The following is a 25,270-nucleotide window of genomic DNA, read 5'->3' as shown; positions in this document are numbered from 1 at the left end:
CAGTCGGAGGTTTTTAATTCTGAATTGCTGGTTGATCCTGACCATCGCTGGGAGAGTAAATTTGTGAACGATGTGGTTGTCATTGTCGGGCAGGGGCTTTATTTGGCTGCAGCAGCAGTTCTTGGCTTAGGTATTGCCCGTATCTTAAGGATCGATAACACACTCGGGTGCCTGGTCGCTGGGGTACTGGCGGGATTATTGCTACCAGTGATTGATTATGATACTGGCTTGCGCGCTACCAGTCTCCGTGAGTTGGTTTTCTTTGTGATTCTGCCTGTTTTAATTTTCGAATCGGCTTGGCAGCTTGAGCCGAAAATACTGAAGCGTTGGATTGGTCCGATTCTTCTATTTTCTACTTTGGGTCTTGTAGTCTGTGCCTTTCTTATTGCTGTAATTACTTACTATGGAATCGGGCATCCAGAAGGCTTCCCCTGGATTGCCGCCCTGCTTACCGGAGCGATACTTGCAGCTACTGATCCGGTATCAGTGGTCAATAAACTTCGCCAGGAAAAAACTGGTGAGGATTTATTAACCCTCGTAGAGGGTGAAAGCCTTTTTAATGACGCTGCCGCTGTAGTCCTGTACTCACTGGTTTTAGGGCTGGCCACTTATTCTATTGTTGGCGCAACTGGTATGGGAGCAGAAGCCCCCTCTCTGGGTGTGGGTCCCGTGACGCTGTATTTTTGTATGATATTTTTTGGTGGAGTGGCAGTTGGGCTTGTTTTTGGGTTGTTTACTACTCTGGTTATTTTATTTCTCAGGTCTCCCAGTGCCTCTCTAATGACTTTGGTCGTTGCTGCTTTTGCTAGTTTTTACCTGGCTGAGAGCATATTGCATGTATCGGGTATTATCTCGGTGATGACTTGTGCAATTGTTGCCAGAGCCTGTCTGCGCAAACAGAGTAAGACGTTTCTTGCCGACGCGGAGCCCACCTGGGAGTGGTTGGGATTACTATTTACCGCGATCATTTTTGTGATTATGGGACTGGTGATTACCTTTGAGATGTTTACCCATCAATGGCTGGCTATGATGATTGCCACAGCAGCAGCTTTAGGAGCACGGGCTTTGTCAGTGGTTTTGGTGACCCCTTTGACGAGGTTCGTTGGCCCACCCATCCCAAAATCCTGGCGCCTATTAATGAGCTGGGGGGGGCTGCGTGGTGTAATCGCTGTAGCATTAGTGTTATCACTACCTGTCGAACTTCCCTACTGGTGGACGATCCAGTCTATGGTATTCGGCGTTGTCCTATTTTCACTACTGGTTCAGGGCACAACCAGCGGGCGTCTGATACATAAATTAAAGTTATAGATATGAAAGTTATAGATATGGCTTTTGTGTCTTTTGTTTACGGGATGGATCAGGCAGAAAGCCAGTAAGAATTATTGAGAAAGAAATACTGAAAATATCGAGGAAACACGACAGAATCAGGAGGGAGTGCTGTTTTGATGAAGGGCTTAGGGTTGGGCTGCGGGTTGCCCCGCAGCCTGGGCAGGGTTATTTCCAGTTAAGGATAACCTTGCCGGACTCTCCGGAGCCCATAGTATCGAAGCCTTTCTGGAAGTCATCGATATGGAACTGATGGGTAATAACCGGAGTTAAGTCCAGGCCGGACTGGATCAGGCTGGCCATTTTATACCAGGTTTCGAACATCTCGCGGCCGTAGATACCCTTAATGATCAGGCCTTTGAATATTACCTGGCTCCAGTCAATGGCCATCTCGCCAGCGGGAATTCCCAGCATGGCAATTTTGCCACCGTGGTTCATGGCAGCGAGCATATCGCGGAAGGCCGCGGGTACACCGGACATTTCCAGGCCCACATCGAAGCCTTCACTCATGCCCAGTTCAGCCATCACATCGCTGAGGCTTTCCTCCGCAACGTTCACTGCACGGGTTGCGCCCATTTTACGGGCCAGATCCAGGCGATACTCATTGATATCAGTGATTACCACATGGCGTGCGCCAACATGTTTAGCTACAGCAGCAGCCATAATGCCGATGGGGCCGGCTCCGGTAATCAACACATCCTCACCGACAAGATCGAATGACAGAGCGGTGTGTACGGCGTTACCCAATGGGTCGAAGATAGAGGCCAAATCGTCGGAAATATTATCCGGGATTTTGAAGGCATTTAATGCAGGAATAACCAGGTACTCGGCAAAGGCGCCCTGGCGGTCCACGCCTACTCCATAGGTGTTGCGGCATAGATGGCGGCGACCGGCGCGGCAGTTGCGGCAGTGCCCGCAGGTAATATGGCCTTCGCCGGAAACACGATCACCCACCTGGAAGCCCGCGACTTCCTGGCCCATACCAACTACTTCTCCTACATACTCATGCCCCACTACCATGGGGACCGGGATGGTTTTTTGCGACCACTCATCCCAGTTATAGATATGCATGTCGGTACCACAAATGGCGGTTTTGTGGATTTTGATCAGAAGGTCGTTGTGGCCGGGCTCAGGAATTTCCGCGTCTGTGAGCCAGATTCCCACTTCAGACTTCAGTTTCGATAGTGCTTTCATTGTCATTAAAACTACAAATAGAAAGGCGCGGCGGAACCATGCAAAGGGTGAGTCCTGCTATGGCGCTCTGCCGCGATCAATTGGGCGTTAAATAATTTTCAGTTCACGGCCTACTTCGATAAAGGCATCGATACACTGGTCGAGTTGTTCACGAGTGTGTGCCGCCGACATCTGAGTGCGGATGCGCGCCTGGCCTTTGGGTACTACCGGGTAGAAGAAACCCACCACATAGATGCCGCGCTCCAGCATCTTGTCGGCCATCTTCTGAGCCAGTGCGGCATCGCCAATCATTACCGGGATAATTGGATGGTCGGCGCCGGCCAGGGTAAAGCCAGCTTCAGACATGCGCTTGCGGAAATAGGCGGAGTTATCGCGCAGTTTCTCACGCAACTCACCACCTTCCATCAACATATCCAGCACCTTTAGTGAGGCGGTAACAATTGCTGGGGCCACGGAATTGGAAAAAAGATAGGGGCGCGAACGCTGGCGCAGCATATCGATGATTTCCTTGCGGCCAGAGGTGAAGCCGCCGGAAGCGCCGCCCAGGGCCTTGCCCAAGGTGCCGGTAATAATATCGATACGACTGATAACATCGCAGTACTCATGAGTGCCGCGACCGTGCTCACCGAGGAAACCTACCGCGTGGGAGTCGTCCACCATCACCAGGGCGTTGTAGCGATCGGCCAGATCGCAGATGGCTTTTAGGTCGGCGATTACGCCGTCCATGGAAAAGACACCATCAGTGGCGATCAGCTTGGTCTTGGCGCCCTCGGCGTCAGCTGCCTGTAGCTGTTTTTCCAGTTCCGCCATATTGTTGTTGGCGTAGCGGTAGCGCTTGGCCTTACACAGACGTACACCGTCGATAATCGAGGCGTGGTTCAGGGCATCAGAGATAATTGCATCTTCCGGGCCTAGTAATGTTTCGAACAGGCCGCCATTGGCATCAAAGCAAGAGGTGTAAAGGATAGTATCTTCAGTGTGCAGAAACTCGGATAGGCGAGACTCCAGGGCCTTGTGGATGTCCTGGGTACCGCAAATAAAACGCACAGATGCCATGCCGAAGCCGTACTGGTCGAGGCCTTCTTTCGCAGCTTCGATAAGATCTGGATGATTGGCCAGGCCCAGATAGTTATTGGCGCAGAAATTCAGTACCTGGGTGTCGTTGTTCACCTGGATCTCAGCGGCCTGTTGGGAGGTAATAATACGCTCGCGCTTGTAGAGGCCGTCGGCATCAATTTGTTTCAGTTCATCGCGCAGGTGCTCAAAGAATTGTTCTGGCTTTGACATGGTATTGTTTTTAGCTCCTGTCCGGTGCTCGTGGCACTTAGTGATTGGCGCTAAGCAGGTTGGCGCCTGTGTATTCTAGTTTATCCCGCCAGTTCACACGCCTTGTGGGCAGTGATCGGCTGCTCGCTGGCACGGCAACTGGTGGCGAATTTTAATGCCTCTTCCGCAGTGTCGAACAGCAGTTGCCACAACAATTGCCGATCGGCCCGTCTCACTGCCCTAACCGCCGTACGGTTTCGCTGGTTGGCGATCTGAATTTCTATAACGTCTTTACTGGATAGCGGTGTTTCGGACATGGTCCCTCCAACAATAAAATTTGGAGGGCTGACGTGGAAGCGGCGAATGGGTATTCGCTAATCCGGTTGGATTGCTCTTGTAGAGCCCCATCCTCCCCGCTGGCATTGGTGTGCCGGCAGAGAGAGAACCACCTTGCCCCGGTCGGCAGGTTGGCGTTGGCGTCAGCCACTCTCGTGATGTGCGGGCAAAGATAGCTGGGAGGGGATTGGCAGTCAACTATGCCGCCCCCGTTTGGGGGCGGTGCAGAAGTTTATGCGGGCAGTTGCACGGATTTCAGTTCGATAAACTCGCCGAGCCCGGCATCGCCAAATTCGCGCCCATTGCCCGAGCGCTTGTAACCGCCGAAGGGAGCATCGTAGTTAAACTCGCCCCCATTGACGAAGCAGAGTCCCGCCTCGATACGGCGTACCAGGGGCATGGCACTATCCGTATCCTTGGCCCAAACGCCGCTGGATAGGCCGTATTCGGTATCGTTGGCAATGGAGATGGCCTCGTCCATATCCTTGTATGGGATCAGGCAGGTTACGGGACCGAAGATCTCCTCGCGCGCGATGCTCATATCGTTGTGTACATCGGCAAATACAGTGGGCTTAACATAGAAGCCTTTTTCCAGGTTCTCCGGTGTCTCGGCACCACCAGTGACCATGCGCGCACCTTCATCAATACCCCGCTGGATATAACCACGAACGATTTCACGTTGGCGTGCAGAAGAGAGCGGCCCCATAAAGGCGTCTTCTCCAGTGCCCATGGTGATTCCTTCGGCCACTTGCTGGGCAATTTCCACCGCTTCTTCGTAGCGCTCAGCAGGTACCAGCATACGGGTCAGGGCTGTGCAGGTCTGGCCGCTGTTGATAAATACATCTTCGCAGCCCCAGCGTACAGCAGCTTCCAGGTCTGCATCGGGGGTGATAATCAGCGGTGATTTACCGCCCAGCTCCTGGGTTACACGTTTTACCGTGGGCGCCGCAGCCTTGGCTACTTCAACGCCGGCGCGGGTAGAGCCGGTGAAAGACACCATATCGATGCCAGGGTGGGATGAAAGTGCCGCACCCACTACCGAGCCAGCACCGGGCACCAGGTTGAAGACGCCGGCGGGTACTCCGGCCTCATCAATAATTTCTGCCATGATAAAGTCCTGCAGAGGGGTAATCTCGGCAGGTTTGGTGATCATGGTGCAGCCGGCGGCCAGCGCTGGTGCCACTTTGCCGACGAACTGGTGCAGCGGATAGTTCCAGGGGGTAATAAAACCACACACGCCCACAGGCTCGCGGAATAAAATTGAATGGGCCGCTTTCTCGGTTTTTTCCATCTCGGAAGTGCGCTCAGCGTAAAAGCGCATGGCGTAGATAGGGCCGTCGACGTGTAGCCAGCGAGCGATATGTTCGGGGCATCCGAGAGTTTGGGAAATTGCGAAAGTCAGTTCTTCTTTGCGTTTTTCCATTCCGTCAGCGATGGCGTTGAGCAGTTCGCGGCGTTTCTGTGCGGTACTGTTACGCCAGCTGTGAAAAGCCGTTCTGGCGGCGGTTACGGCCAGATCCACATCTTCGGCAGAGCCCTCTGAAACTTCGCAGATTAACGCTTCGGTGGCAGGGTTGATCACAGGGTGTGATCCTGCACCCAGGGGCTCACGCCACTGGCCATCAATAAACAGCTTTCCGGTTTGCAGTTTGCTGAGATCTGTCATGTCACGCTTCCATTTATTCTGCGCCTGAAGGCGCGCTGATTTCTATCAGGGTTGGAGTTTTTCGGCTAAAGGCTGCACTTACCGCTTCTGTCAGCTGGCCGGGTTGATTGATTCTGCACCCCTCTGCACCAAAGGCTTTGGCGAGGGCGACAAAGTCTGGGGTGCGCAGGTTTACACCTTCCTGGGGCACTTCAGCGGCGTCCATAAAATCACGGATTTCTCCGTAACCGGAATTGTTCCACACCAGTATCGGCAGCGGCAGTTGTTGTTCCACAGCCACTGCCAGTTCCCCCAGGGTAAACATCAGCCCTCCATCGCCAATCAGCGCTACCACGTCGCGCTCACTGGATAACTTGGCGCCAATAGCCGCGGGCAATGCAAAGCCCAGGGTGCCGTAGCCTGTGGTACAGGTAACGTGGCTGCGCGGATGATAGAGGGGCAGTGCGTGGTTAGTGTTATAGGCCAATTGGGTGGAATCTGTCACCAGGATGCCGTTATCCGGCAGGGACTCACGCAGGGCTTTTACCCAGGGGAGGCGTTCCTCAGAGCCATCCCACCACTCTTTGCGACAGTCCTGTAGTAATTGGGCAACCTCTTGTTCGGATTGCTCTTTAGCATTTCCGCTGCGTTGGACCAGAGCGGTATTTAATTGCTGTAGGCTTTCTGCTGCATCGGCGCAGATGGCCAGATCGGGGGTGGCGTTACAAACAAGTTGTGCAGCATCTATATCGATTCGGATTAACTTACCGGAAAAGGTGTAGTCTTCCCGGACCAGATTGCGGTCTGTCTCGGAAAGTTCGGTGCCCACTGCCAGTACGATATCCGCATTTTCCACCCGCTTGCGCACGCAATCGAAGCTCAGGTTGGCACCGCCGCACAATGGGTGGCGTTCGTCCACTACGCCTTTGGCAGCCAGTGACAGGAAAACTGGAGCGGCAACTTTTTCGGCAATTTGTGTAGCTGCCTCACCTGCAGACTGAGCCCCTCCGCCCAAAAGAATAACGGGGCTCTGCGCATTTTGCAGCCAATGAGTGGCAGTGGTGATAGCGGTGCTGTTGGCGCCTGGGGCCATAGCTGCTGGAGCGGCGTGATAATCCTCTATTTGGCCGGGCATGGGTGCCGGGAACAGGTCGATGGGAATTTCAATATGTACTGGCCCTGGGCGGCTGGATCGCAGTAGCTGGAAAGCCTTCGCCATTACTTCCGGCAGTTGTCCGGCCTGAGTCAGGGAATGTTGCCAGATACAAAAGCCGCGGCTGGCATCACTTTGCCGAGGCAGTTCGTGAAGGCGCCCACGGCCCATGCCCAGATCTTCGCGGCGATTAACTGCGGAGATAACCAGCATGGGGATGGAGTCGGAGTAGGCCTGTGCCATTGCGGTGGCGGCGTTGGTGAGGCCGGGGCCGGTGATCAAAAAACATACGCCGAGTTTGCCGCTTGCGCGTGCGTAACCGTCCGCCATAAAAGCAGCACCCTGTTCATGGCGCGGAGTGATATGTATCAGGTCGCTGCCTGGCAGGCCGCGATACAGTTCGATTGTGTGTACACCGGGAATGCCGAAGACTTTTTCCACCTGGTATTCGCGCAACAGGCGCATCAGCACCTGGGCACATGTGGGTGCAGAGGACATAACCACCGTTTTCCTTATTCGTGTAAAAATGCAGTGAGCCTAGCCGCCCGCCAAATGCCACGCAAGCGCCCGCAGAGTCTGCATCTGCGAGATGAAAATCGCAGGAAAATTGAGATTCCCCCTGCGTCGCGACAGGAAACTTTGTACGGCTGTCGCGCTTTCATTTACCGTTGGCGGGATGGAAGGGGAGCAGATTTGACGAGTTACTCGCGGAAAAATACCTTTGCCACAACTCGCCAGATACACTATTGAGCAATAGCAACTTAGGAAGTAACACCATGGAAATCGATCAGTGGCGCCGAGAATACCTACTCGGCGGTTTACGTCGTTCTGAGCTGAAGCCTACGCCTCTGGAGCAGTTTCGACAATGGTTGGAGGAGGTCGTTAAAGCGGGCCTTAAAGATCCTACTGCGATGTGCCTGGCCACTGCGGATGCTGCGGGCCAGCCATCTCAGCGGATCGTTCTGCTGAAAGGTTTTGATGAATGCGGTTTTGTGTTTTACACCAACCTGCAGAGCAAAAAAGCCAGGGACATGGCCGATAATCCGCAAGTATCACTTTTGTTCCCATGGCATTTATTGGAGCGTCAGATCATTGTCTATGGCCAGGTTCAGCCGGTATCCAGGGAGGATGCTATAGCTTACTTCCAGTCCCGACCACTGGACAGCCAGCTGGCCGCATGGGCTTCTCATCAAAGCCAGCCCCTGTCTTCCCGCGAAGAGCTGCAAAAGCAGTTTGAAGAAGAAAAAGCCCGCTTTGATGGCGGTGAGGTTCCTTTGCCTGAATTCTGGGGTGGCTACCGGGTTGTGCCGCATTCCGTGGAATTCTGGCAAGGGGGAGCAAATCGCCTGCACGATCGTTTTGTTTACTGTGCTGATGATAGCGGCAGCTGGTCGGTTCAGCGCCTTTCCCCCTGAATAACTCCTATCAATTTCTCGGCTGTAGTTCGTTAGCGGACTGTACCTTTCCCTTCCCTGAGTAGCAAAATAAATGAAAGCGGCTTATTACCGCTTTCATTTTCTGTGTTAAAAACTCGCTTTCGTTCGCTTGCACCAGCTGGCTATTAATATGCCTGGCCGCTTAGAATATTGCGCAATAAACAAAGTAGAAAACCGGTTGCAAAAACTGTGGGTTCGATTTTTTTGCTTACTTAGCCTTTAAAAATAGGTAGAGAGTATTATGGCCATTATTGGGATTGATCTGGGAACCACTAATAGCGCTTGTGGGGTATTGACAGACGATGGAGTGAAACTGGTTCCCAATCGCCTTGGAGAGACCTTGACCCCATCAGTTGTCAGTTTAGATGAGGCTGGCAAACTGGTCGTAGGAAAAACTGCAAAAGAACGCTTGATCAATCACAGCGATACCACTGTTGCTGCCTTTAAGCGTTTAATGGGCACCGATCATAAAATTAAGCTAGGCCGTCAGCAGTTTAGTGCAACTGAACTCTCTTCATTGGTTTTACGTTCCCTGAAAGAAGATGCTGAGGCTTTCCTGAATAAAGAAATTACCGAGGCTGTGATTAGTGTGCCAGCCTATTTCAATGATAACCAACGCCAAGCAACAAAACAGGCTGGGGAATTAGCCGGCCTGAAGGTAGAACGCCTGATCAATGAGCCTACTGCGGCAGCTATAGCCTACGGTTTACATGATAAACGTGAAGGTAATTTTCTTATTTTGGATCTGGGCGGCGGTACCTTCGATGTCTCCATCCTGGAATTCTTCGATGGCATTATGGAGGTACATGCCAGTGCCGGGGATAACTACCTTGGCGGTGAGGATTTTGTCGAAGCGATGATCGACAGTGTTCTGGAAGAATTAAAACTGAAAAAATCCTCACTGAAACCACGCGAACTGCAGAACCTGTATATGCAGATGGAAACGGCCAAGCGCCGTATCAGCCAGCAGGCAGGGCAGTTACTTAAATTAAACCTTAGTGGTCGTGAAGTTGAGTGGAAAGTGACTTCCGAATGGTTTGAGAAACTCAGCACTCCGCTGCTGCTGAGAGCCAAGCGCCCGATTGAGCGCGCCATGCGCGATGCCGATTTGCCGTCTGCTAAAATTGACGAAGTGGTATTGGTGGGTGGCTCCACCCGCCTGGCCCTGTTCCGCTCTATGGTGGGGCGTATGTTTGGCCGCTTACCCTCCTGCCACCTGGACCCGGATACCGTTGTCGCCATGGGAGCGGCTATTCAAGCCGGGCTCAAGGAGAAAAATTCCGCGTTGGATGATATTGTTCTTACCGATGTATGCCCCTACACCCTGGGTACCGGCATAGTGAACGAAGACAGCCCGCAGCTGGGCAATTACTTCCTGCCGGTTATTGAGCGCAACACCGTGGTGCCGGTGAGTATCGTACGAAGCGTCTGCACTGCCCGCGATGATCAGAACGAAGTTTGTATCGATATTTACCAGGGGGAAAATCGCCTGGTAAAGAAAAATGTTTATCTGGGCGAACTCACGGTACCGGTACCGAAGAAACCCAGGGGCGAGGAAGTTGTGGAAGTCCGCTATAGCTACGATATGAACGGTTTGCTGGAAGTGGATATCACCGTAGTTTCTACCGGTAAAACATTTAATAAGTTAGTGGAATTTACGCCGGGCGCCCTGAATGAACAGGATAGAGTCCAAGCCCTGGAAAAACTGGCCAAGCTCAAATTTCACCCCCGTGAAGATGAAGAAAACCGGGCGCTGCTCGCCCGTGGTGAACGCTTGTACGAAGCGAGCCTCGGCGAGCAGCGCGACCATATTTCTAAATTACTCGCAAGCTTCGACCGGGTTTTGGATAAACAAAACCTAGTGGAGATTAGCAAGACGCGTGCCGAACTTACTGAAATATTTGATAAGCTCGACGGTGAGGACTGGATTTAATGAGCCCCTGGGAGATACTCGAGCTAGCGCCCTGTGATGATGCGCGGGCGATCAAGCGTGCCTATGCAAAAAAACTGAAGCATACCCGCCCGGATGAAAAGCCAGAAGAGTTTCAGCAGTTACACAGCGCCTATAAATGGGCGCTGAAAGCTGCCGAGCGTCAAAAAGAAGAGAATGAGAAAAGTAAGGAGTCGCAAAGTACTGAGGCTATTGCGGAAATTACCAATGCTGAGCAGGCTACACTTTCCCCTGAGGCCGCGCAATTACAGGGGCAGGCAGAGCCGCAGGAACAACAAGGTAGTGAACTGAATCATCAAGATCACTCCCCAGTCTCCCCAGAAGCTATTGAACAAGCTCCATCAGAAGTCTCTCATGACCTTAACCAAGTCCAGGATCAGGAAACTGGGGGTGAGATACAGCAGGGGGCCTCTACAGAGAAACATACTGAAGAGCAGCATTCTGAAGGTAGGGATGCACAAGAAAATCCTATTGAAGAGGGTGTTACTGAGCAAGATCCACAGCGAGCACAGCGAATTACCGAGTACCATCAAGTACTGGAGCAAGTGGATAGGCTGCTGCAAGAACCCAGTGAATTCAATGAAAAAGTAAATTGGCGTTTTCTCACCGATACACCTTATATGCTCGATGAGGAATATAACTGGAATCTGGGTCTCACAATTTTCGAGCGTTTTGCCAGAATAAATTTGCAGGCAGATGAGTGTGCGTCTGAAGATAAAAAACAAATACAGATTTCCAACACTATTATTCAGTATTGCAATAACTTGTTCGACTGGAATGGTAATGCCCCCTATTTATACGGCGCTTTGGATGAATCTCTTTGTGACTGCATTTTCAATTCACTACAAAGCGAAGAAGTTACTGTGGACCCTGCCCAAGGGCTTCGAGGTGGGCGCAAGCTGATCCGGCAGAAAGCTATCCAGCCGGAAGAAACCTACGATCAATACTATTTTGGCCACCTGCTGGCTCGAGGCGTAGCGGTCTTACTGGATGTATTGTTGTTGTACGTCGTGGTTGGCTTTATCGCCTCGATTGTGATGATGAAGGTTTACGATATGCCAGAAGGTGCCGCCACAACCATAGCGTTGGGAATCTGTTGCCTGGCCTATCTGCTGATGGCCTGGATTGCAGAGAGCTCCCACTTTCAGGCAACGCCGGGTAAATATTTGATGGGCTACAAAGTCACCAACAAAAAATTTGAGCGAATAGGCTATGGCCACGGCCTTTGGCGCCTACTGAGTTTCACCCTCACCCTACCGTTGGGCAAGATCGGTTGGTTGATTAACTGCTTCCTAGGTGGAAACCTGATGCACGACCGCCTCAGCTCAAGCCATGTCATCAATATGCGTAAATCCCGTGAGGAGCATTTGCGAAAATTAAGAGGGTAGGATTTTGAAAGATAGGAAGTCTATAGATGAACAGATGGTGTCTTTGATATATTTGCGCCTTCAGAGCTATGGTTCAAACAGCTCACAAATTTGGAGTTCTCACGAGTTTTTATAATGAGTAAGTTTTTACATTCTGCAAAGTGGTTATTAGGTAGCTTGGTTTTACTGAGTGGGCAAACTCTCTCTTACGATGTGGGGAGTAGTCCTGTTGAGTATCTTCGTACCTATAAAGGGTATGCTGTTGCTACTCTTACAAATGAGGGGCCTAACCCCAATGGATGCACTGCAACTTATAAGAATTGGGGGGCTGGCAGGTATGTCGCCATTGAGTTTGACACAGAAGAAGGGCAGGAGATGTATAGTGCCTTATTGGCTGCCTACTTAAGCGGTAACAAGGTAGCATTTGGGGCTTATGATGGTAAAGACCGTTGTAAGATGTGGAATGGAACGAATACTATTCCGGTTGCATATCGAATAGATATTCTTCGCAAATAGTTATAATCCAAAAAATTATCGTCTACGCATAGATGATTATATTATAGCCCTAATAAAAGAGAGGCGGTGTAAAGACAGAACCGCCTCTCTTTTTAGTGCTATTTTTACAATGTAAAATATGGTAGCCCCTTATTGTTTAAAGAGTGCTATGTTTATATGGGTTTTATTCTATCCAGTTTTTAATTGGGATTAATTAAGCATGATTTTCCATGCAGACTTAAGATATATATTGTAATGAATTTATTTGCCATTTGCGTAGCTAAAGTAACGGATAATATTTAATCCACCACTTGCTTGTTGGCTATAAAAGTCAATTGGGGCGAATTTAAGAAGCAGCCATTTGTTATTGCAAAGAGCGAATTTTAATTATAGGTAACTGCTTTCAGAACTCCTCTAGTATGAATTCAGATAAACAGAACTTATCTTTGGATATTGATTAGGCTGCCCACCGCATCCACTTACCCAGAAATTTACTTTTTTGCCATCTAGTTTAAGTGGGGGTTTATAAGTCCCCTAACATACTAAATAGTTATAGGATTTTTTTGCTTTTAATAATCAATACATCTTTTTAATTGTTATTTAATGTTGAAGAGTGGTTTCAATTGAAGAATTGGATTTCATCCAGTGATTTATTTGAAATTTTTTAAGGGCATCTTTGGTGTTCTTATTTTCCTATCGCCTATTCCAATAGCTTTAAGGCAAGTTAGGTGGGATTGAATGAAAGTGCACTATGTCACTTATGGCAGTTAAGTTCTTTTTTTCGTTTCTCTTGCTCTATCGCTACTCTATTTTTTGTACTGAATCATAAAGTCCCGCAACATTAAATCCGATTGATTCCTTATTGCCCTTATGTTTTTTAGGGTGGAGAAATTGATGCTTGACTTTCAACAGAGTGAATATAGGATTCGCCATCCGGCAGTCTATTGGTAAGCTATGTTTCATCCCTTGGAAGATAGATTCTTTTAGTTGTAGGTGTTAGTGATTAGGTAATACAAGCATAAATCTTTGGGGTTAAGAATTTTTGCTTACTAAAAAAGGTAGTGGAGTTATGGGGTTGTGGTTAAGGCTTAGCCTTTGGTTATTTTTATGTGTCAGTGAAGTGGTAATAGCCTCGCAGATTTTACCTGCGTCTCAGCATGCTTCAGATATTAAGCTGATAACAAGCACTGAAGATGGCAGTGTTGAAAATCTTATTATCAGGCCTCCTAACGATTCGGGGATTTCTGTTAACCGGTTTTCTACTTTCTCAGTATCGAATAAATCACTAAAGATTCTTAATTTACCTGAATTCTCCGGTTCAACGAGCTTGCCAGCCACATTAATTGTTATTCAGTCTAACAATCTGTCCCTGGCTAACAATATAGAGCTGGTTGGAGAGCCAGCAGATGTACTTTTCATTACAGATAGCAGTAGCTCCACAGTATCTTGCTCTGGGTGTAGTTTTGCCAACTTTCAACGTATCTCCCTAGCCGCTGGCACCCTCAGTAAAAGTTTATCCGATAGCACCAGTAATATCGGTGATATTAAACTGTTAGGAACGATTAATATCAACCAGCTTTCGGCTCCAGGTGCGCTGTCAGTCGATGTCATGGGGCGTTATATGAGCCTCAATGGTGAAATTAATACACATCAGAACGTCTCCTTAACATCTGGTGGGGATTACATTAGTGATACGTCGGGTCGCTTAACCACAGGTGGTGGGGCGGTTAACCTGTACTTGGGTAACTATTCACTGAGGTATGAATCCCGAGAGATTACCAATATCCCCTCGCAAGCAAAGCCCTCTTCCTACACAACCTTGAATGGCACTATTCGTTCTACATCTGTTACGGCCACAATGGCTAATACTTGGTACAGAATTGCAACGAATATTGATACCAGTAGTAATCTCATCTACTCAACGAGCTATCAAGATACTCATGTGATCAATGAAGAATCGATACTGATACAGAGTTTTAGTTCGCCATTGATTATCAACAGTAAATTGGCATCTGATAACAGTGTTACACTGCAATCTTATGACAGCTTAATCATAAACGAGAATGCAGAAATCAATGCACATACACTATCGGTGCTTGCAAAAAATCAGATTATTAATGATGCGAATATATTAACTACCAAAACAGAAATTGCCGCCAATGATGTATTCAATAAAGGGGAAATCGAGGGGCTGTCTGGAGTAGATATCTCAGTTGTTGATAATCTGCTTAATTCCTTTGGTGGAATCATCCGGGGTAATCTGGTTAATTTAAAATCCGATAAAGGTTTGATTCGCAATGGTTCCAGAACGCCATTCTTGAGTGAATATAATCAATATAATAACTTGCTGAGCTGGGATATAAACAATATTAGCCCTGCTGAGTTGGGTACTTTTTTTGCGCTAGGGCTAGATGCTAATGAAGCGCAGGGTAAACAAAAAGCTGATACTCTTGCAGCCAATATCTTATCTAATAAACTAACTATTAAAGGCAAAGCCTTCGAAAATATTAACCCCTACTATGTGTATAAAGCACCAGGGGATGACTGGTCTACAGGTGTGCCATTAAATGCGGCACTAGCTAATCAGGTTTTGGTTTCTGCGGAAACTCAGTTCTTTATTAAGGCTGATAACTATGTAGTTAATTCCTCTGCTGTTATGCGCTTGAATCAACCAGGCGCTGTCTATATTGATACGAATCTATTAACTAATGAACGTTATCGCTCCCAGGTACTTATTGAACGAGAGTCTGATAAGTGGGAAGAAAATTTTTATTACTATTCTCCACCAGGTCTAATTCATACTGTTGGCGACTTTAATCTCAAAGCAAATACAGGTTTTATCAATAACACCGCCTTCTTCGAGGTTTTTGGCAATGCCACGCTGGATACTCCTAAACTAAAAGAATTGGGTATAGCAATTTCACAGGTTTCTTATACTACCTATACTACCGTTTATCACACATGTTTACAGAAGGGGCGAAATGGGGTTTGTACTGAGCCGGGCGAACCCAAAACTGTTGAGACAACCATTGTCCGTGTCAATCAGGATGAGAAAGAATCACTCTTTCATGTGGAAGGTAATTTCATTGGTCCTAAGACGACGGTGAATTTTTCTAAGCATGATCCCATTGCTTATTATCAAAATCTTGCAATTGCTGATTATAAATCACGGGAGTTCTACATACCCTACGGTGACAAACAGAAATACAATAAAAATGGAATTCCATTTTACAGTATATATACAAGTACTGCTCAAGATGAGATTAGAATTACTCAAACTAGGTGCATTGTAAATCAGCAGGATCCTGTTGATGATTCTTGTGTTTCAGGGGTGATTAAAACTGAGTCGATTACAGATGTCGTAATTGCTTACATGGAAAAGATTAAGAATGCCGTTCTAAGCTTTTTCGATCAAGAGTTTGACTGGTGGGACTAGGTTTTAGGGAAGTATGATAATGAATACAGAAAAAAAGACAGAAAGGTCTAGTTACACCAAGTGGCAGCGTCTCATAGCTTCCGTGGTGACTTTCTTTTTCTCTATGCAGCTATGTATGCCTGCTATGGCTGGTGTTGCTGGGATTATAGAATCTGCACTTATTGAAGCTGAGCTGAATGCCAATCATCTATTTCAGCGAGAAAATAACAACGAATATCAATTTAAGTCCGCTGACTATTTGGATACAAACGCCCATCAAACAGATGTAAATATAGAGAGCTTTTTTAAACGTTTAAAAGAAAGCAGCAAGGAAAATCTACCTGCGCCCTTGATGATACCCATTGGGGTAGGCGATATTACGGTTATTCTGCCTCACTACCCATTAATTAAGCGGGTGGGTACAAACTTTGTCCAGAGTCGTTATATTCGTTCACAAGTCTATGCCCAGCTCGGCAGGAATCTGATTAATACGCAGGTCTACGGCACAGAACGCGAGCAAATTAGCAAGTTATATGATAACGCATATAACTATGCACTCGTTTCCGGGAAAATATTTGGCGAACCTCTTGGGCTATCTGCCAGTCAGATTACAACCGATATGATTTGGCCAGAAGTGCGCTATATCAATGGTGAGAATGTTCTGGTTCCTATCCTCTATTTGAAGTCTTCCACCATAGATGCACAAAAAGTTACCGGTGATGAAAATGAATTTGGCGGTAGTCTTGTTGAGCTTGGCGGACTACAAATAGACAACACCGATGTTACCCTCCGCAGAGCTTCATTCCTAAAGATTGCTGAGAACTTGGTTAATAACCAGGGTAACTTAATCGCCGAAGATGATCTAAAAATAGTTGCAGGAGGTTCCCTGCAGAATATTTCCGGATTGATTTCAAGTGAAGGAGACTTGCTTATTGGTGCGCACTCTATTGAAAACCGCACCATTGTTCACCGTTACAACCTAGGACAATTTCAATCTGAACGGTTTGGTCCTATAGCAGAAATTAATGCTGAAGGCGATATCTACTTTAAAACCAGCTCCGATATTATATTACAAGGATCTGTAGTCTCTGCAGGAGAATCCATACGATTCGAAGCGGGTGGTGATATCTATATCGGCAGTCAGCAAATCACCAACCGTCGAGAAGGGTCTTCTGGAGGGATATCTTATCGCAGCTCCTCAATTGCTCACTTGGCCTCCAAGCTTTCAGCCAGCGATACCATTGCACTGATAGCACAGGGAAATATTCTAATTGATGCTTCTGAGATTATTAGCGATAGCGGTCATATTGAGATATTGGCTGGTCTCGGTATTACCATAGAAGACAATCTGAACGTCAGGGAATCTTATAGAAAAGGGAAATATGGTAAGCGAAAGATTGAAGAATCTATTTATCAGACGGTAGCAATACGCTCACTTCTGGATGCTGGCAAAGGTATTCGACTGCATAGTGAGTATGGAGATATCACCCTCCGCGCAGCTGATATATCCAGTGAAGATGGCACGAAAATTCAGGCCAAAAACGGCGGTGTCAACCTGTTGATGACAACAGAGACAGACCAGTATAGCTACACCTCAATTAAAAAGGGTTTATTTACTGTATCGGTTAAGTCTGAAGGTCACGTTATTGAAAAAGCTGTCACCAATTCAATTGTTGGTGGTCTTGCAGTTAAAGCCTTTTCCACCGTAAACGTGGAATATGAAGGTGACCGCTCCTTATCGATGGATGAACAAATTGCTCAGCTTTCCAAAATGGAAGGACTGGAGTGGATGGGATATGTACGCTCTGAATTTCCAAATGCTGACTGGACAGCTATTGAACTTCAGTACGAAGAGTGGAATGAATCCAGCACTAGTATTTCACCAGCTTTTGCTGCTGTGATTTCAATAGCTATGGCTATTGCCTCTGGAGGATCAAGCCTTACTGCATCATCCTGGATGCAGGCCGCAGTTGCCGCAGGTACCGCTACTCTTGAGACTCAATTAGTTATTGCACTAGCAAATGGAATTGTCGATGGCGATATTGCTGGATCAATGGAGAATTTAGCATCCTCAGAGACCTTTAAAGGGCTGGCTGTTGCTATGGTGACTGCAGGTGTTTTACATCAGGTTGATACCACTTTCTTTGGAGCGGATACGAATGCCATAAATAAAGGTAAAGAAGCCTTTGATGCCGCGATAGCGATCAATCCTAGTGATATCGCTGCTGCGGATAAAGCTTTCCAGGCTGCCTTCGATGCGGCAGCAGCACAAAGTGTTTTGTCACCTTTGCAGCAGGTTGCTCAGGCTGTGACTCATGCTGCAGTTAGAGCAGGAATACAAACAGGAGTTTATGATTCTGACTTTAAGGATACTTTTACTCAGTCACTGATGCAGAATGGGATCAACCGTCTTGGTGCCCATATGGCAAAAAAAATTGGGCAAGCTTGGGATCCTAAGGATACTAATACGGAGATAAGTAACTGGGATACGGCGATGAAGTATATCGCACATGCGGGTTCCGGTTGTGTTATTGGTGTACTTACTGCAGAGAATTCTGGCCAGCAAAATGCCTCTGATGGTTGTGTAAGTGGTGGAGCTGGTGCAGTTATTGGAGAATTTACCGCCACTGTCTATAGGGAAAGAACTAAGCCTCAGGTTGATAAAGCGAATACTGCAATCAATAACCTATTTAAAAAATATGGTGACGATGTAGCAGATTATGAGAGTAGGGGTTATTCTCGTGAGCAGATTGCAGATATTTTCCGTTATGAATACGGGTTAGGTGCAATTGAGCAGCAAATTACAGAGTTAAAAGAGCAAGGAGTAGATTTAGCTCGATTCTCTGCTGGACTTTCTGTATTTCTAGCGGGTGCGGAAGCGGCGGGTGTTAATACGGCCGCGGATGTTGGCGCTATCACTGCTGAGAATAATGCACTCTTCATATTCTTAATCCCAGTTATTTTAAAAGCAATTGACCTTGCACTACTTGGCGTCGATTTATACCCGATATACGAGGCCTATCGTGATGGAGGAGTCGATGCAGGTAATCAAGCTTTAGCTGATTATATTATTGTTAATGGTACTACCAATTTAGTTCTTACTCTGTTCCCTGGAGGAAAAATTGGTAATAAGCTCATTTCTAAGATGGATGAGAATGAGCTTTTCCAAGCAATTAAAGTCTGGGGGGAGCAGCTTGGAAATGTTGCCAAAGAAACAGGAGATGCATTTTTAACCCTCCTTGGTGAGAAAAGTGAGTTAGCTCTTGAGGGGCTTAAGGGATATATTCTCAGAAGAGAGTTGCGAGATGATAAAGAGGGACTTGAATTAAATGGCGGTAAAGTAGATACAGAGAAATATTTAGATGGGCTGACAGACTTCTACGAACGGAAGGGTGATCTTTATATTAGTAAAAAGGGCGAGGGAGTTGCATATAGAGATACTGGAGTTTTAGAAGATGGCAAACCGGTTTTACAAAGTGAGAAGGGATCTTATTACTTCTATGTAGATGAAAATGGTGTTCAAGTTCCCACTAGTTCGCCATTTGCAGCCAATGTCGATAAGTACCGCATATTTCATAATAAGCAGGTTGATGCTATTTTTATTGAATATGGAAAAATACCGAATATTAAAGTTCAAAAAGAAGTGACTGTTCAGTATGACAACGAGGGGCACGAATATCATGGTATGATCGCGCGGGCAGATCTTTCAGTGACCGGTGGCGGAAGAGATGGAGCTATTGATGTACCTGATGATTTTGAGTTATATGATCTAAATGGCAATCATATACCTGGAGGAAAGATCCAGCTTGACTCAGAGGGACGTGCACTTCTCGAAGTTAAGACAGGGAATGCAACATTAACGTCAAACCAAAAAGTAGTTTATGATGCATGTACCTCCGGCCAGGCAAGTGCATGTGGTGCTAATGCTGATGAAGGCGGGTTCAGAGGACAGATGGATGAGATATTTGTTTATATTCTAAGGTCAACAAAATCTCCACATGATTAAAGGCAGGTCTACCATGACTTTTAAAAAAGAAATCTTGGAGGCCGCCAAGGAAAAGGCGACCAAACTCCCAGATTGGCAGTTTGTTTCTAAGAGGTTTAGATCTCGTCCAGTGAAATTTTGTGATCTATTAATAGCACCCTTTTGGAATTTTAGTGGTTCTCCTGCTTGGGTAACAACCCAGCCGGCTGCAGGTGTTTATATTAAAGAGGTGGAAGATATTTCATCTCATCTTTCAGGTCTTCCTCTGAGACGAACTGCTACCTTTTCAAGGAGAATTAGAATAGATGACCTAAATAACCCTTTTAATCTAACAGTTTATGCTAAAGATTTCGGAAGCCAGGGAGAAGCTGTGGCGCAAGTTATGCGTGACCTGGATAATATAATCGAGTTTGGGCAGGCGTACTTAAGAAAGCAGTATTGTCTAGACAGCAAAGAGTCGTTTTACCTAAGTGTACCTGAAGAAACACGTGGTATCTGGGCTACACACTATTGTATTGTGCGTGGATTGCTTGGAGATACGGATTATATAAAACGGGTGCTTCGCAAAGAAATTGATCCCGAGGGTCATCAAGAGCTAGAGCTTATTGGCAAGGTTTTGGATTATTTTTCTTGAGTTTAAAATTGGGGCAAGGTTCGTCTTGCCCTTAAACTCACTACATAAAAAGCTTTACGCATCTTTAGCCAAATTCACATATTAAAATTTGGTTTTATTTAATTGGCATTTGAGCTAATTTTATATTTAATCGAGTATCAGTCATAATTTTAAGAAGGCATTCCAATGAATATCAAACTGTTGGGCTATCATTCAGGTTTTGCTCTCTGTAATGCTTTATATATAGGTAGCGTCACTAAAGAAGAGGAATTGCTTGTTCCTTTTTGTTGTTTTTTTGATGCTGAACAAAGTGTGATTACTCCTTTCGAAGCAGAGTCACAAGCTTTAGCAGATCAGAAAGCCCGTGCGGCTATAGCGAAAGAAGAAAAAGATTGGACAGGATGGTGCTATGCACGTGAAGGAAAGGTGAACCTTCAAGGTGGAGGTAAATCTGATGCTTATGTGATCGAAGCAAAATTAAAGGAAATGAAGCAGCCTTTAAGCCTGATCCAGCTCTTTGAATACCCATTTAAGCCTGTGAGCCGACTTATTGTTAGTGCTCCTAACGATTTTCGTGAAGTATTTGCAAATAATCTTCCTGCATTTAGAGAAGCATTTATTCAAGGGGCTAGATCTCACAAGCTGGGTGGTGAGAATTGGAAAGAGTGGGAGTCCACAGTTTTTACTGGTTAAGACTGTTTAGAAGAAGATGGTTGTTGTTTAGAGAAAAAATGAAAGATTTCGGAAAAGTATTGTTCTTAATTATTTTCTTTGTACCTTTGCTAGGTCGAGCCGAATGGACTCCCTATTCAAAAATTTCCTATATGAAAGTCCACGATGCTGGAGTTGAAATTAGATTGCAAAATTTCACCAATACCAGCTCAGAAATAAACTGTAAAAGTGATGTGGATTTTCATCTTACTGTTGAGGATACAAAACTATTTGATACAAAGCTCTCATTCTTACTGTCTGCGTATGTGGCAAAGGAAACCGTTAGCTTTAGCTATTATGAGTGCAATAATACGGGCTCCAAAATACTGCTGTCTTCAGTTATGTTTCCTGAGTAGAAAAATAGTAATGATACCGTGTCCAATAAATTTGCCTTGCCCAGGACATAATCGATCTGAATGATTCTGAGTTTGTTAACGGTCGAGGCTTTGAGTTAGTAGAATGGGACGATCTATTTTTATTTGGTTTCGTTCCCTTGCGCATATAAGCCGGCATTCAAAAAGTGAGAGGTCTAGTTGAATGCCAGTTTGTTTAGTGGGTAGATTGTATTGTTTTAAGCTCGACCTAATTTAAAAAGTTAAACGGCAAATCGATGGCTATATATTTTCTATGGCATAACAGAGAGGTTTCTCAGGTCTGCAACGTTTTGATAGGTTGTACAGTCATCGCTGCTCTTTAAAGTAACAGTTTGCTGGGCGGTGAGAGCACTTAACAGTAGGCTGAGATATATTTTGCTTTCTTCTTCTTTTCCATCAAACACAAAACTATAGCTTGTGTTGGTTGAGCAGGGAACCTCCCCCGAAGGCGTTCCCTGAACTTTAACAAAAATTCTACCTTGATACTGTGGGCCAGTATGAATCTGACTTAACTTTCCTGTAAAGACAAATTCGGCCAGGCATGAAGTGGGTAAAACAATAAATAGTAAGGCGAATAGTTTTTTCATCTTGGATGTGAGTGGTTTTCATTGCAATATAATTTTTGGGATTATACTAAATTATTTACCTCAATAAAATATGTAGTTTTTGATATGCATATCTTCTGGGGCTGGATATCTTCAATCTCTTATCCTGCTCTTTCGATATTTTTTTTAGCTAAAAGATAAGATTAAGTTAAGAGCTGCTCTAAAGGAGCAGTTTGGGAGCGCCATATTGCTGCAAGCTTTGCGACTAACTAACCGCTCTTGGATCGGGTTGGTTAATAATTGATCTTGAAATTCAAGAACAACAAGGTTGATAGCCAACTTATACGTTATTTGACAGGAATATTATAATAGCAAGCTGCTGACCAGCTTGTTGTGAATTGCTAATTTTTCGAGGTGTTGATGAAATCTTTAAAATCTTTAGGCTTGGCTCTGATGCTCTTATCGGGTGATGTGCTGGCTCTAGGAGATGCTAACGAATCGACAGTGCGCTATATCGAGGTGTTTTCGAGTGCCTCCTCTAGAGATGGCGAAGTGGTTGTGAAGTTGGACGCTGAAACTGAGAGTTGTCATCAGTATTGGATAAAGTCGGAAGAGAGTGTAGGCCAAAAAAACTCAGTGGCTTCTATCTTGGCGTCACTCCATGCCAAATCTACAGTGCGGATTGTTGGTGATACTGACAGCCTTTGGAGTGGAAGCAGCGCCTTTAAGACCTGTGAGATTATTTCATTGCGTGTTCTGTAAAGGTTTTTGTAGTTTGAAAACTGGTAATGTCTTCTAGCTAGAGCAGCCCCACTTTTGCTTGGTACAATATTGGTAAGTAGCTCCTCTTAGGGGGCGCACTCTGCGGTGTGAGAAGGTTGTATTAGGTGGCCGCATTTATTATGCGGCCTTTTAAAATGATCGTATGATAAGCAGAGTGACCTTTAGTTACTTGGCTCACAACAATATTTCAGCTCTCTTGCCCTGATATTGGATTGTCTCTACTCCATAAATAGTTTTTTTGATGCTCTCTTCTGCTAATTCTTCATCTGTCTTTTGTTGAGTTGTAATATACTGATTTATCGGCATTTCTTATGGGGTGTCGCAATAAAGTGAGAAGGTTAAGCTCGGTAAAGAGAAATGGGGCCCTTCTTATATGTGAGGCGAAGAATTCCTACCTTATTGTTATTTTGCTCTGTCTTAGCCCCCCATTTCGTCTCGAAGTTCGTATTTTGTTGGTATTTTTGTAATATAAGCGTCTTCAAGTTTTAACTCTGTTAGCTTTCCATTAATTTTATTTAGTCAATGCCTTGGATATTAATACATCTTGTTGAGTTTTAGTTCCAAGTCGGTGAGCATATTTTTAATCCATTATGGTTATGGTTCCTCCTTGCCATTTTTATTTTTTGTCTGTTAGATATTTGGTAATCAAATCAAGTACAAAGGGCAGGTGCTAAGTGGTGATGCAAAATTACACTTTTAGGTTTCTGGTAGCGACTTATCCAAACCATTAATTCTGTTTCTACAGGACGGCTCGGGAGATGTGGAGTTGGGGTTGGTTCTATTTCAGGTGACTGCTGAACGGGCGCTCAAAGATAAGTATTTAGTGGCTTATCTTCAAGAAATAGAGGCCGGCAAGTCTCTTGAGGTGAGTGACGATACATTAACGATAAAGAGTAATATTTAAGGTATGCGTAATGTTATCTCTTTTCTAAAGGAGCACTATAAGACGGATAAGGTTACTTTAATTGGCCACTCTTGGGGCGGGGGGCTTGCAGCTCTCTAGGCTAGTGAGCATCCTGAGACATTGGAGAGGTTGGTGTTTATCTCTTCCTCCCAGGATGCGCATAAGCAGGTAGAAATCAGCTTAGAAGCAACCCTGCAATGGGGGGAGAAGGACGGCAACCAGTTAGCAATACAGGAGTACAACAATATCATGAGTCTCCTTCTGAGTATTATCCGCTTCTTTCTAATTGGGTGAGTCGCGCGCGAATGTTGGTAACGCAAATGGGACTGATATTCGAGATTTTCTAGCAGCTGAAGAGATTAGTGAGAGATTTCCTGGGTGGCAGGAACGGCGTGGAAGTCTGGCTGACAAGATGCACGATAAGCTTCAGGCCATGAGCGTAAAGGGGGATATCGATCATTTACAGATTCCTGCTCTATTTGTTGTCGGTGAGAATGATTCCATTACCACGCCTTCACAGGTAAAGGCAGATTATAAAAGGTATAAAGGGGGTAAATCTTTCTCGGTACTAAAAGATAGTCATCACTTGCCCTTTAAGGACGCAGCGGAAAGTCTGAAGAAGACTATGTTAGTATTTTTAGAGGCCGGGGAGTATATTAGTGAAGAGCATTAGTGGCGGATAGCAAGCTAGGCGAGTAGTCAGGGCCCAGTAGCGTTTTCCTGCTATAGGGCCGGCAGGTTCACGGTTAAAAAGAATACTTCCGTGGTAGCACCTTGGTTTTAAAAACCTGCTCTATCCCCTTATCGTAGCCTGGATTCACAACAGTATCGTGGTTTTCACCCTTAATGACTCGCTTGCGTAGAGTCAAATTTTCATAGTCGCGGGACTTGAGTCGCTGGGCCAGGTCCCTAAAGTCTTGAACGCCACAAACCTCTCCTTCTTCTAAGCAGACCTCCTCCCCACCGATAAACATATACACGCTTTTCGATAAATCAGTCTGGCGTTCAGCGTAGGCAAGCTCACTCTCTAGAATTTGCTTATTGGCCCACCAGATACTCGGGCTGCCGATCACATAGCGGTCGAAGCTATCGGTGTGATTGAAGAGGGCGTGGAGGGCTAACAGTCCGCCGAGGGAGTGGCCAGCCAGTGTTTCGTCGCTTTCATCTCCCTTGAATGAATTATTGATGAAGGGCTTAAGCTCGTTCTCCAAAAATTCCAGAAACTGATTTGCACCACCACCCAGGGTATTACCCCTGATTTCTCCAGGTACCGGAGTAAAATCCGTTAAGCGCAAAGTGAAGTTGGAGCTGTCCAAGGGGTGTGAGATACCTACAAGGATCACCGGCGGAAGCTTGGTATTACCCTGCTCATCGGGAACTTGTTCATGGATCAGGTTCGGTGCCACCATGGGGAAGTTCATATAACCATCGGTCATATAAATCACTGGGTATCTGGTATTGTCTTCGGGGTTAAAGGAGAGCGGCAGTAGCACATCAATAACAAATCCACGCCCCAATAAATCGGAATGGAAGTTGTAAGAGAGAATGCCCTGGCGGGTAAATGTTGTAGGTTCAGCAGTGCCGGCTTGCACAAGCTGCGTGGCCATAACCATTAAGCCAACTGTCAATATTTTAATTATTTTCATCTTCATCCCTTATTGAGCAACGTTTAAGTGTGCTCAGCCCCGTCATAAGGCGGTCAAGACTGACAAGCCTATCAGATCGGATACAAGACTAGCTACCTTGCGCTGTGCCAACAGTCGCAAAGATA

21 protein-coding genes and 1 riboswitch are annotated in these 25,270 nt (G+C 46.2%); of the genes, 14 read left to right on the top strand and 7 right to left on the bottom strand.

Going from position 1 to position 25,270, the window contains the following annotated elements; genetic code table 11:
* Window positions 1–63: 63 nt before the first annotated feature.
* Window positions 64–1,308, top strand: a complete 1,245-nt coding sequence (locus ACJJIP_RS14095) for a cation:proton antiporter (protein WP_157533322.1) — start codon at window positions 64–66, stop codon at window positions 1,306–1,308.
* A gap of 186 nt (window positions 1,309–1,494) precedes the next feature.
* Here ACJJIP_RS14095 and tdh read toward each other — a convergent pair whose 3' ends face one another.
* The 5 genes from tdh to ACJJIP_RS14070 all read right to left on the bottom strand — a co-directional run bounded on the left by tdh (window position 1,495) and on the right by ACJJIP_RS14070 (window position 7,418).
* Complete coding sequence (gene tdh, locus ACJJIP_RS14090; protein WP_444946928.1) at window positions 1,495–2,520, bottom strand: L-threonine 3-dehydrogenase, zinc-binding type; 1,026 nt, start codon at window positions 2,518–2,520, stop codon at window positions 1,495–1,497.
* Between the two features lie 87 nt (window positions 2,521–2,607).
* Window positions 2,608–3,807, bottom strand: coding sequence for a glycine C-acetyltransferase (locus tag ACJJIP_RS14085; RefSeq protein ID WP_282951187.1), 1,200 nt, complete (start codon window positions 3,805–3,807; stop codon window positions 2,608–2,610).
* 80 nt (window positions 3,808–3,887) lie between these two features.
* Entirely contained in the window at window positions 3,888–4,103 is a 216-nt protein-coding gene (locus tag ACJJIP_RS14080; protein ID WP_020411816.1) for a hypothetical protein, read from the bottom strand.
* A 57-nt stretch (window positions 4,104–4,160) separates the two neighbouring features.
* A riboswitch (SAM-I-IV-variant riboswitch) is annotated at window positions 4,161–4,289 on the bottom strand.
* A gap of 65 nt (window positions 4,290–4,354) precedes the next feature.
* Complete coding sequence (locus ACJJIP_RS14075; protein ID WP_444945392.1) at window positions 4,355–5,788, bottom strand: aldehyde dehydrogenase family protein; 1,434 nt, start codon at window positions 5,786–5,788, stop codon at window positions 4,355–4,357.
* Between the two features lie 13 nt (window positions 5,789–5,801).
* Window positions 5,802–7,418, bottom strand: coding sequence for a 5-guanidino-2-oxopentanoate decarboxylase (locus ACJJIP_RS14070; RefSeq protein ID WP_353374999.1), 1,617 nt, complete (start codon window positions 7,416–7,418; stop codon window positions 5,802–5,804).
* 278 nt (window positions 7,419–7,696) lie between these two features.
* Here ACJJIP_RS14070 and pdxH point away from each other — a divergent pair, with 278 nt between their 5' ends.
* The 9 genes from pdxH (at window position 7,697) to ACJJIP_RS14025 (ending at window position 21,249) form a co-directional block, all read left to right on the top strand.
* Window positions 7,697–8,335, top strand: coding sequence for a pyridoxamine 5'-phosphate oxidase (gene pdxH, locus ACJJIP_RS14065; protein WP_444945391.1), 639 nt, complete (start codon window positions 7,697–7,699; stop codon window positions 8,333–8,335).
* A 262-nt stretch (window positions 8,336–8,597) separates the two neighbouring features.
* A complete protein-coding gene (locus ACJJIP_RS14060; RefSeq protein ID WP_444945390.1) occupies window positions 8,598–10,289 on the top strand; it encodes an Hsp70 family protein in 1,692 nt (563 codons plus the stop codon).
* A complete protein-coding gene (locus ACJJIP_RS14055; protein WP_444945389.1) occupies window positions 10,289–11,695 on the top strand; it encodes an RDD family protein in 1,407 nt (468 codons plus the stop codon). The genes ACJJIP_RS14060 and ACJJIP_RS14055 overlap by 1 nt, the downstream gene beginning before the upstream one ends.
* Before the next feature lie 114 nt (window positions 11,696–11,809).
* Complete coding sequence (locus ACJJIP_RS14050; RefSeq protein WP_020411822.1) at window positions 11,810–12,190, top strand: hypothetical protein; 381 nt, start codon at window positions 11,810–11,812, stop codon at window positions 12,188–12,190.
* 1,021 nt (window positions 12,191–13,211) lie between these two features.
* Window positions 13,212–15,605, top strand: coding sequence for a hypothetical protein (locus ACJJIP_RS14045; protein ID WP_444945388.1), 2,394 nt, complete (start codon window positions 13,212–13,214; stop codon window positions 15,603–15,605).
* A 13-nt stretch (window positions 15,606–15,618) separates the two neighbouring features.
* On the top strand, window positions 15,619–19,590 hold the full coding sequence (locus ACJJIP_RS14040) for a DUF637 domain-containing protein (protein WP_444945387.1): 3,972 nt from the start codon (window positions 15,619–15,621) through the stop codon (window positions 19,588–19,590).
* A 13-nt stretch (window positions 19,591–19,603) separates the two neighbouring features.
* On the top strand, window positions 19,604–20,203 hold the full coding sequence (locus ACJJIP_RS14035) for a hypothetical protein (protein WP_444945386.1): 600 nt from the start codon (window positions 19,604–19,606) through the stop codon (window positions 20,201–20,203).
* Between the two features lie 165 nt (window positions 20,204–20,368).
* A complete protein-coding gene (locus ACJJIP_RS14030; RefSeq protein ID WP_020411826.1) occupies window positions 20,369–20,875 on the top strand; it encodes a hypothetical protein in 507 nt (168 codons plus the stop codon).
* 38 nt (window positions 20,876–20,913) lie between these two features.
* A complete protein-coding gene (locus tag ACJJIP_RS14025; protein ID WP_282951177.1) occupies window positions 20,914–21,249 on the top strand; it encodes a hypothetical protein in 336 nt (111 codons plus the stop codon).
* A 269-nt stretch (window positions 21,250–21,518) separates the two neighbouring features.
* Here ACJJIP_RS14025 and ACJJIP_RS14020 read toward each other — a convergent pair whose 3' ends face one another.
* Window positions 21,519–21,854, bottom strand: a complete 336-nt coding sequence (locus tag ACJJIP_RS14020; RefSeq protein ID WP_444945385.1) for a hypothetical protein — start codon at window positions 21,852–21,854, stop codon at window positions 21,519–21,521.
* Window positions 21,855–22,232: 378 nt separating this feature from the next.
* On the opposite strand from ACJJIP_RS14020, the gene ACJJIP_RS14015 reads away from it, so the two are divergent.
* From ACJJIP_RS14015 to ACJJIP_RS14000, 4 genes are all read left to right on the top strand, one after another.
* Window positions 22,233–22,574, top strand: a complete 342-nt coding sequence (locus tag ACJJIP_RS14015) for a hypothetical protein (protein WP_444945384.1) — start codon at window positions 22,233–22,235, stop codon at window positions 22,572–22,574.
* A gap of 928 nt (window positions 22,575–23,502) precedes the next feature.
* On the top strand, window positions 23,503–23,598 hold the full coding sequence (locus ACJJIP_RS14010; RefSeq protein ID WP_157533324.1) for an alpha/beta fold hydrolase: 96 nt from the start codon (window positions 23,503–23,505) through the stop codon (window positions 23,596–23,598).
* Between the two features lie 33 nt (window positions 23,599–23,631).
* A complete protein-coding gene (locus tag ACJJIP_RS14005; RefSeq protein WP_444945383.1) occupies window positions 23,632–23,793 on the top strand; it encodes a hypothetical protein in 162 nt (53 codons plus the stop codon).
* Between the two features lie 118 nt (window positions 23,794–23,911).
* The gene (locus tag ACJJIP_RS14000; RefSeq protein WP_444945382.1) at window positions 23,912–24,172 is read left to right on the top strand and encodes an alpha/beta fold hydrolase; all 261 of its coding nucleotides are present in this window, start codon (window positions 23,912–23,914) and stop codon (window positions 24,170–24,172) included.
* A 73-nt stretch (window positions 24,173–24,245) separates the two neighbouring features.
* Here ACJJIP_RS14000 and ACJJIP_RS13995 read toward each other — a convergent pair whose 3' ends face one another.
* On the bottom strand, window positions 24,246–25,145 hold the full coding sequence (locus tag ACJJIP_RS13995) for an alpha/beta hydrolase (RefSeq protein WP_353375007.1): 900 nt from the start codon (window positions 25,143–25,145) through the stop codon (window positions 24,246–24,248).
* Window positions 25,146–25,270 lie beyond the last annotated feature (125 nt).

The organism is Microbulbifer variabilis (assembly GCF_052467165.1).
Note: the sequence above shows the minus strand (reverse complement) of the source record. Positions and strands in the feature narration are given on the sequence as shown.

Bases quoted from the DNA above. Each gene is read 5' to 3' on its own strand.
- tdh (WP_444946928.1), bottom strand. From the start codon at position 2,520: ATGAAAGCACTATCGAAACTGAAGTCTGAAGTGGGAATCTGGCTCACA.
- ACJJIP_RS14085 (WP_282951187.1), bottom strand. From the start codon at position 3,807: ATGTCAAAGCCAGAACAATTCTTTGAGCACCTGCGCGATGAACTGAAA.
- ACJJIP_RS14080 (WP_020411816.1), bottom strand. From the start codon at position 4,103: ATGTCCGAAACACCGCTATCCAGTAAAGACGTTATAGAAATTCAGATC.
- ACJJIP_RS14075 (WP_444945392.1), bottom strand. From the start codon at position 5,788: ATGACAGATCTCAGCAAACTGCAAACCGGAAAGCTGTTTATTGATGGC.
- ACJJIP_RS14070 (WP_353374999.1), bottom strand. From the start codon at position 7,418: ATGTCCTCTGCACCCACATGTGCCCAGGTGCTGATGCGCCTGTTGCGC.
- pdxH (WP_444945391.1), top strand. From the start codon at position 7,697: ATGGAAATCGATCAGTGGCGCCGAGAATACCTACTCGGCGGTTTACGT.
- ACJJIP_RS14060 (WP_444945390.1), top strand. From the start codon at position 8,598: ATGGCCATTATTGGGATTGATCTGGGAACCACTAATAGCGCTTGTGGG.
- ACJJIP_RS14055 (WP_444945389.1), top strand. From the start codon at position 10,289: ATGAGCCCCTGGGAGATACTCGAGCTAGCGCCCTGTGATGATGCGCGG.
- ACJJIP_RS14050 (WP_020411822.1), top strand. From the start codon at position 11,810: ATGAGTAAGTTTTTACATTCTGCAAAGTGGTTATTAGGTAGCTTGGTT.
- ACJJIP_RS14040 (WP_444945387.1), top strand. From the start codon at position 15,619: ATGATAATGAATACAGAAAAAAAGACAGAAAGGTCTAGTTACACCAAG.
- ACJJIP_RS14035 (WP_444945386.1), top strand. From the start codon at position 19,604: ATGACTTTTAAAAAAGAAATCTTGGAGGCCGCCAAGGAAAAGGCGACC.
- ACJJIP_RS14030 (WP_020411826.1), top strand. From the start codon at position 20,369: ATGAATATCAAACTGTTGGGCTATCATTCAGGTTTTGCTCTCTGTAAT.
- ACJJIP_RS14025 (WP_282951177.1), top strand. From the start codon at position 20,914: ATGAAAGATTTCGGAAAAGTATTGTTCTTAATTATTTTCTTTGTACCT.
- ACJJIP_RS14020 (WP_444945385.1), bottom strand. From the start codon at position 21,854: ATGAAAAAACTATTCGCCTTACTATTTATTGTTTTACCCACTTCATGC.
- ACJJIP_RS14015 (WP_444945384.1), top strand. From the start codon at position 22,233: ATGAAATCTTTAAAATCTTTAGGCTTGGCTCTGATGCTCTTATCGGGT.
- ACJJIP_RS14010 (WP_157533324.1), top strand. From the start codon at position 23,503: ATGCGTAATGTTATCTCTTTTCTAAAGGAGCACTATAAGACGGATAAG.
- ACJJIP_RS14000 (WP_444945382.1), top strand. From the start codon at position 23,912: ATGCACGATAAGCTTCAGGCCATGAGCGTAAAGGGGGATATCGATCAT.
- ACJJIP_RS13995 (WP_353375007.1), bottom strand. From the start codon at position 25,145: ATGAAAATAATTAAAATATTGACAGTTGGCTTAATGGTTATGGCCACG.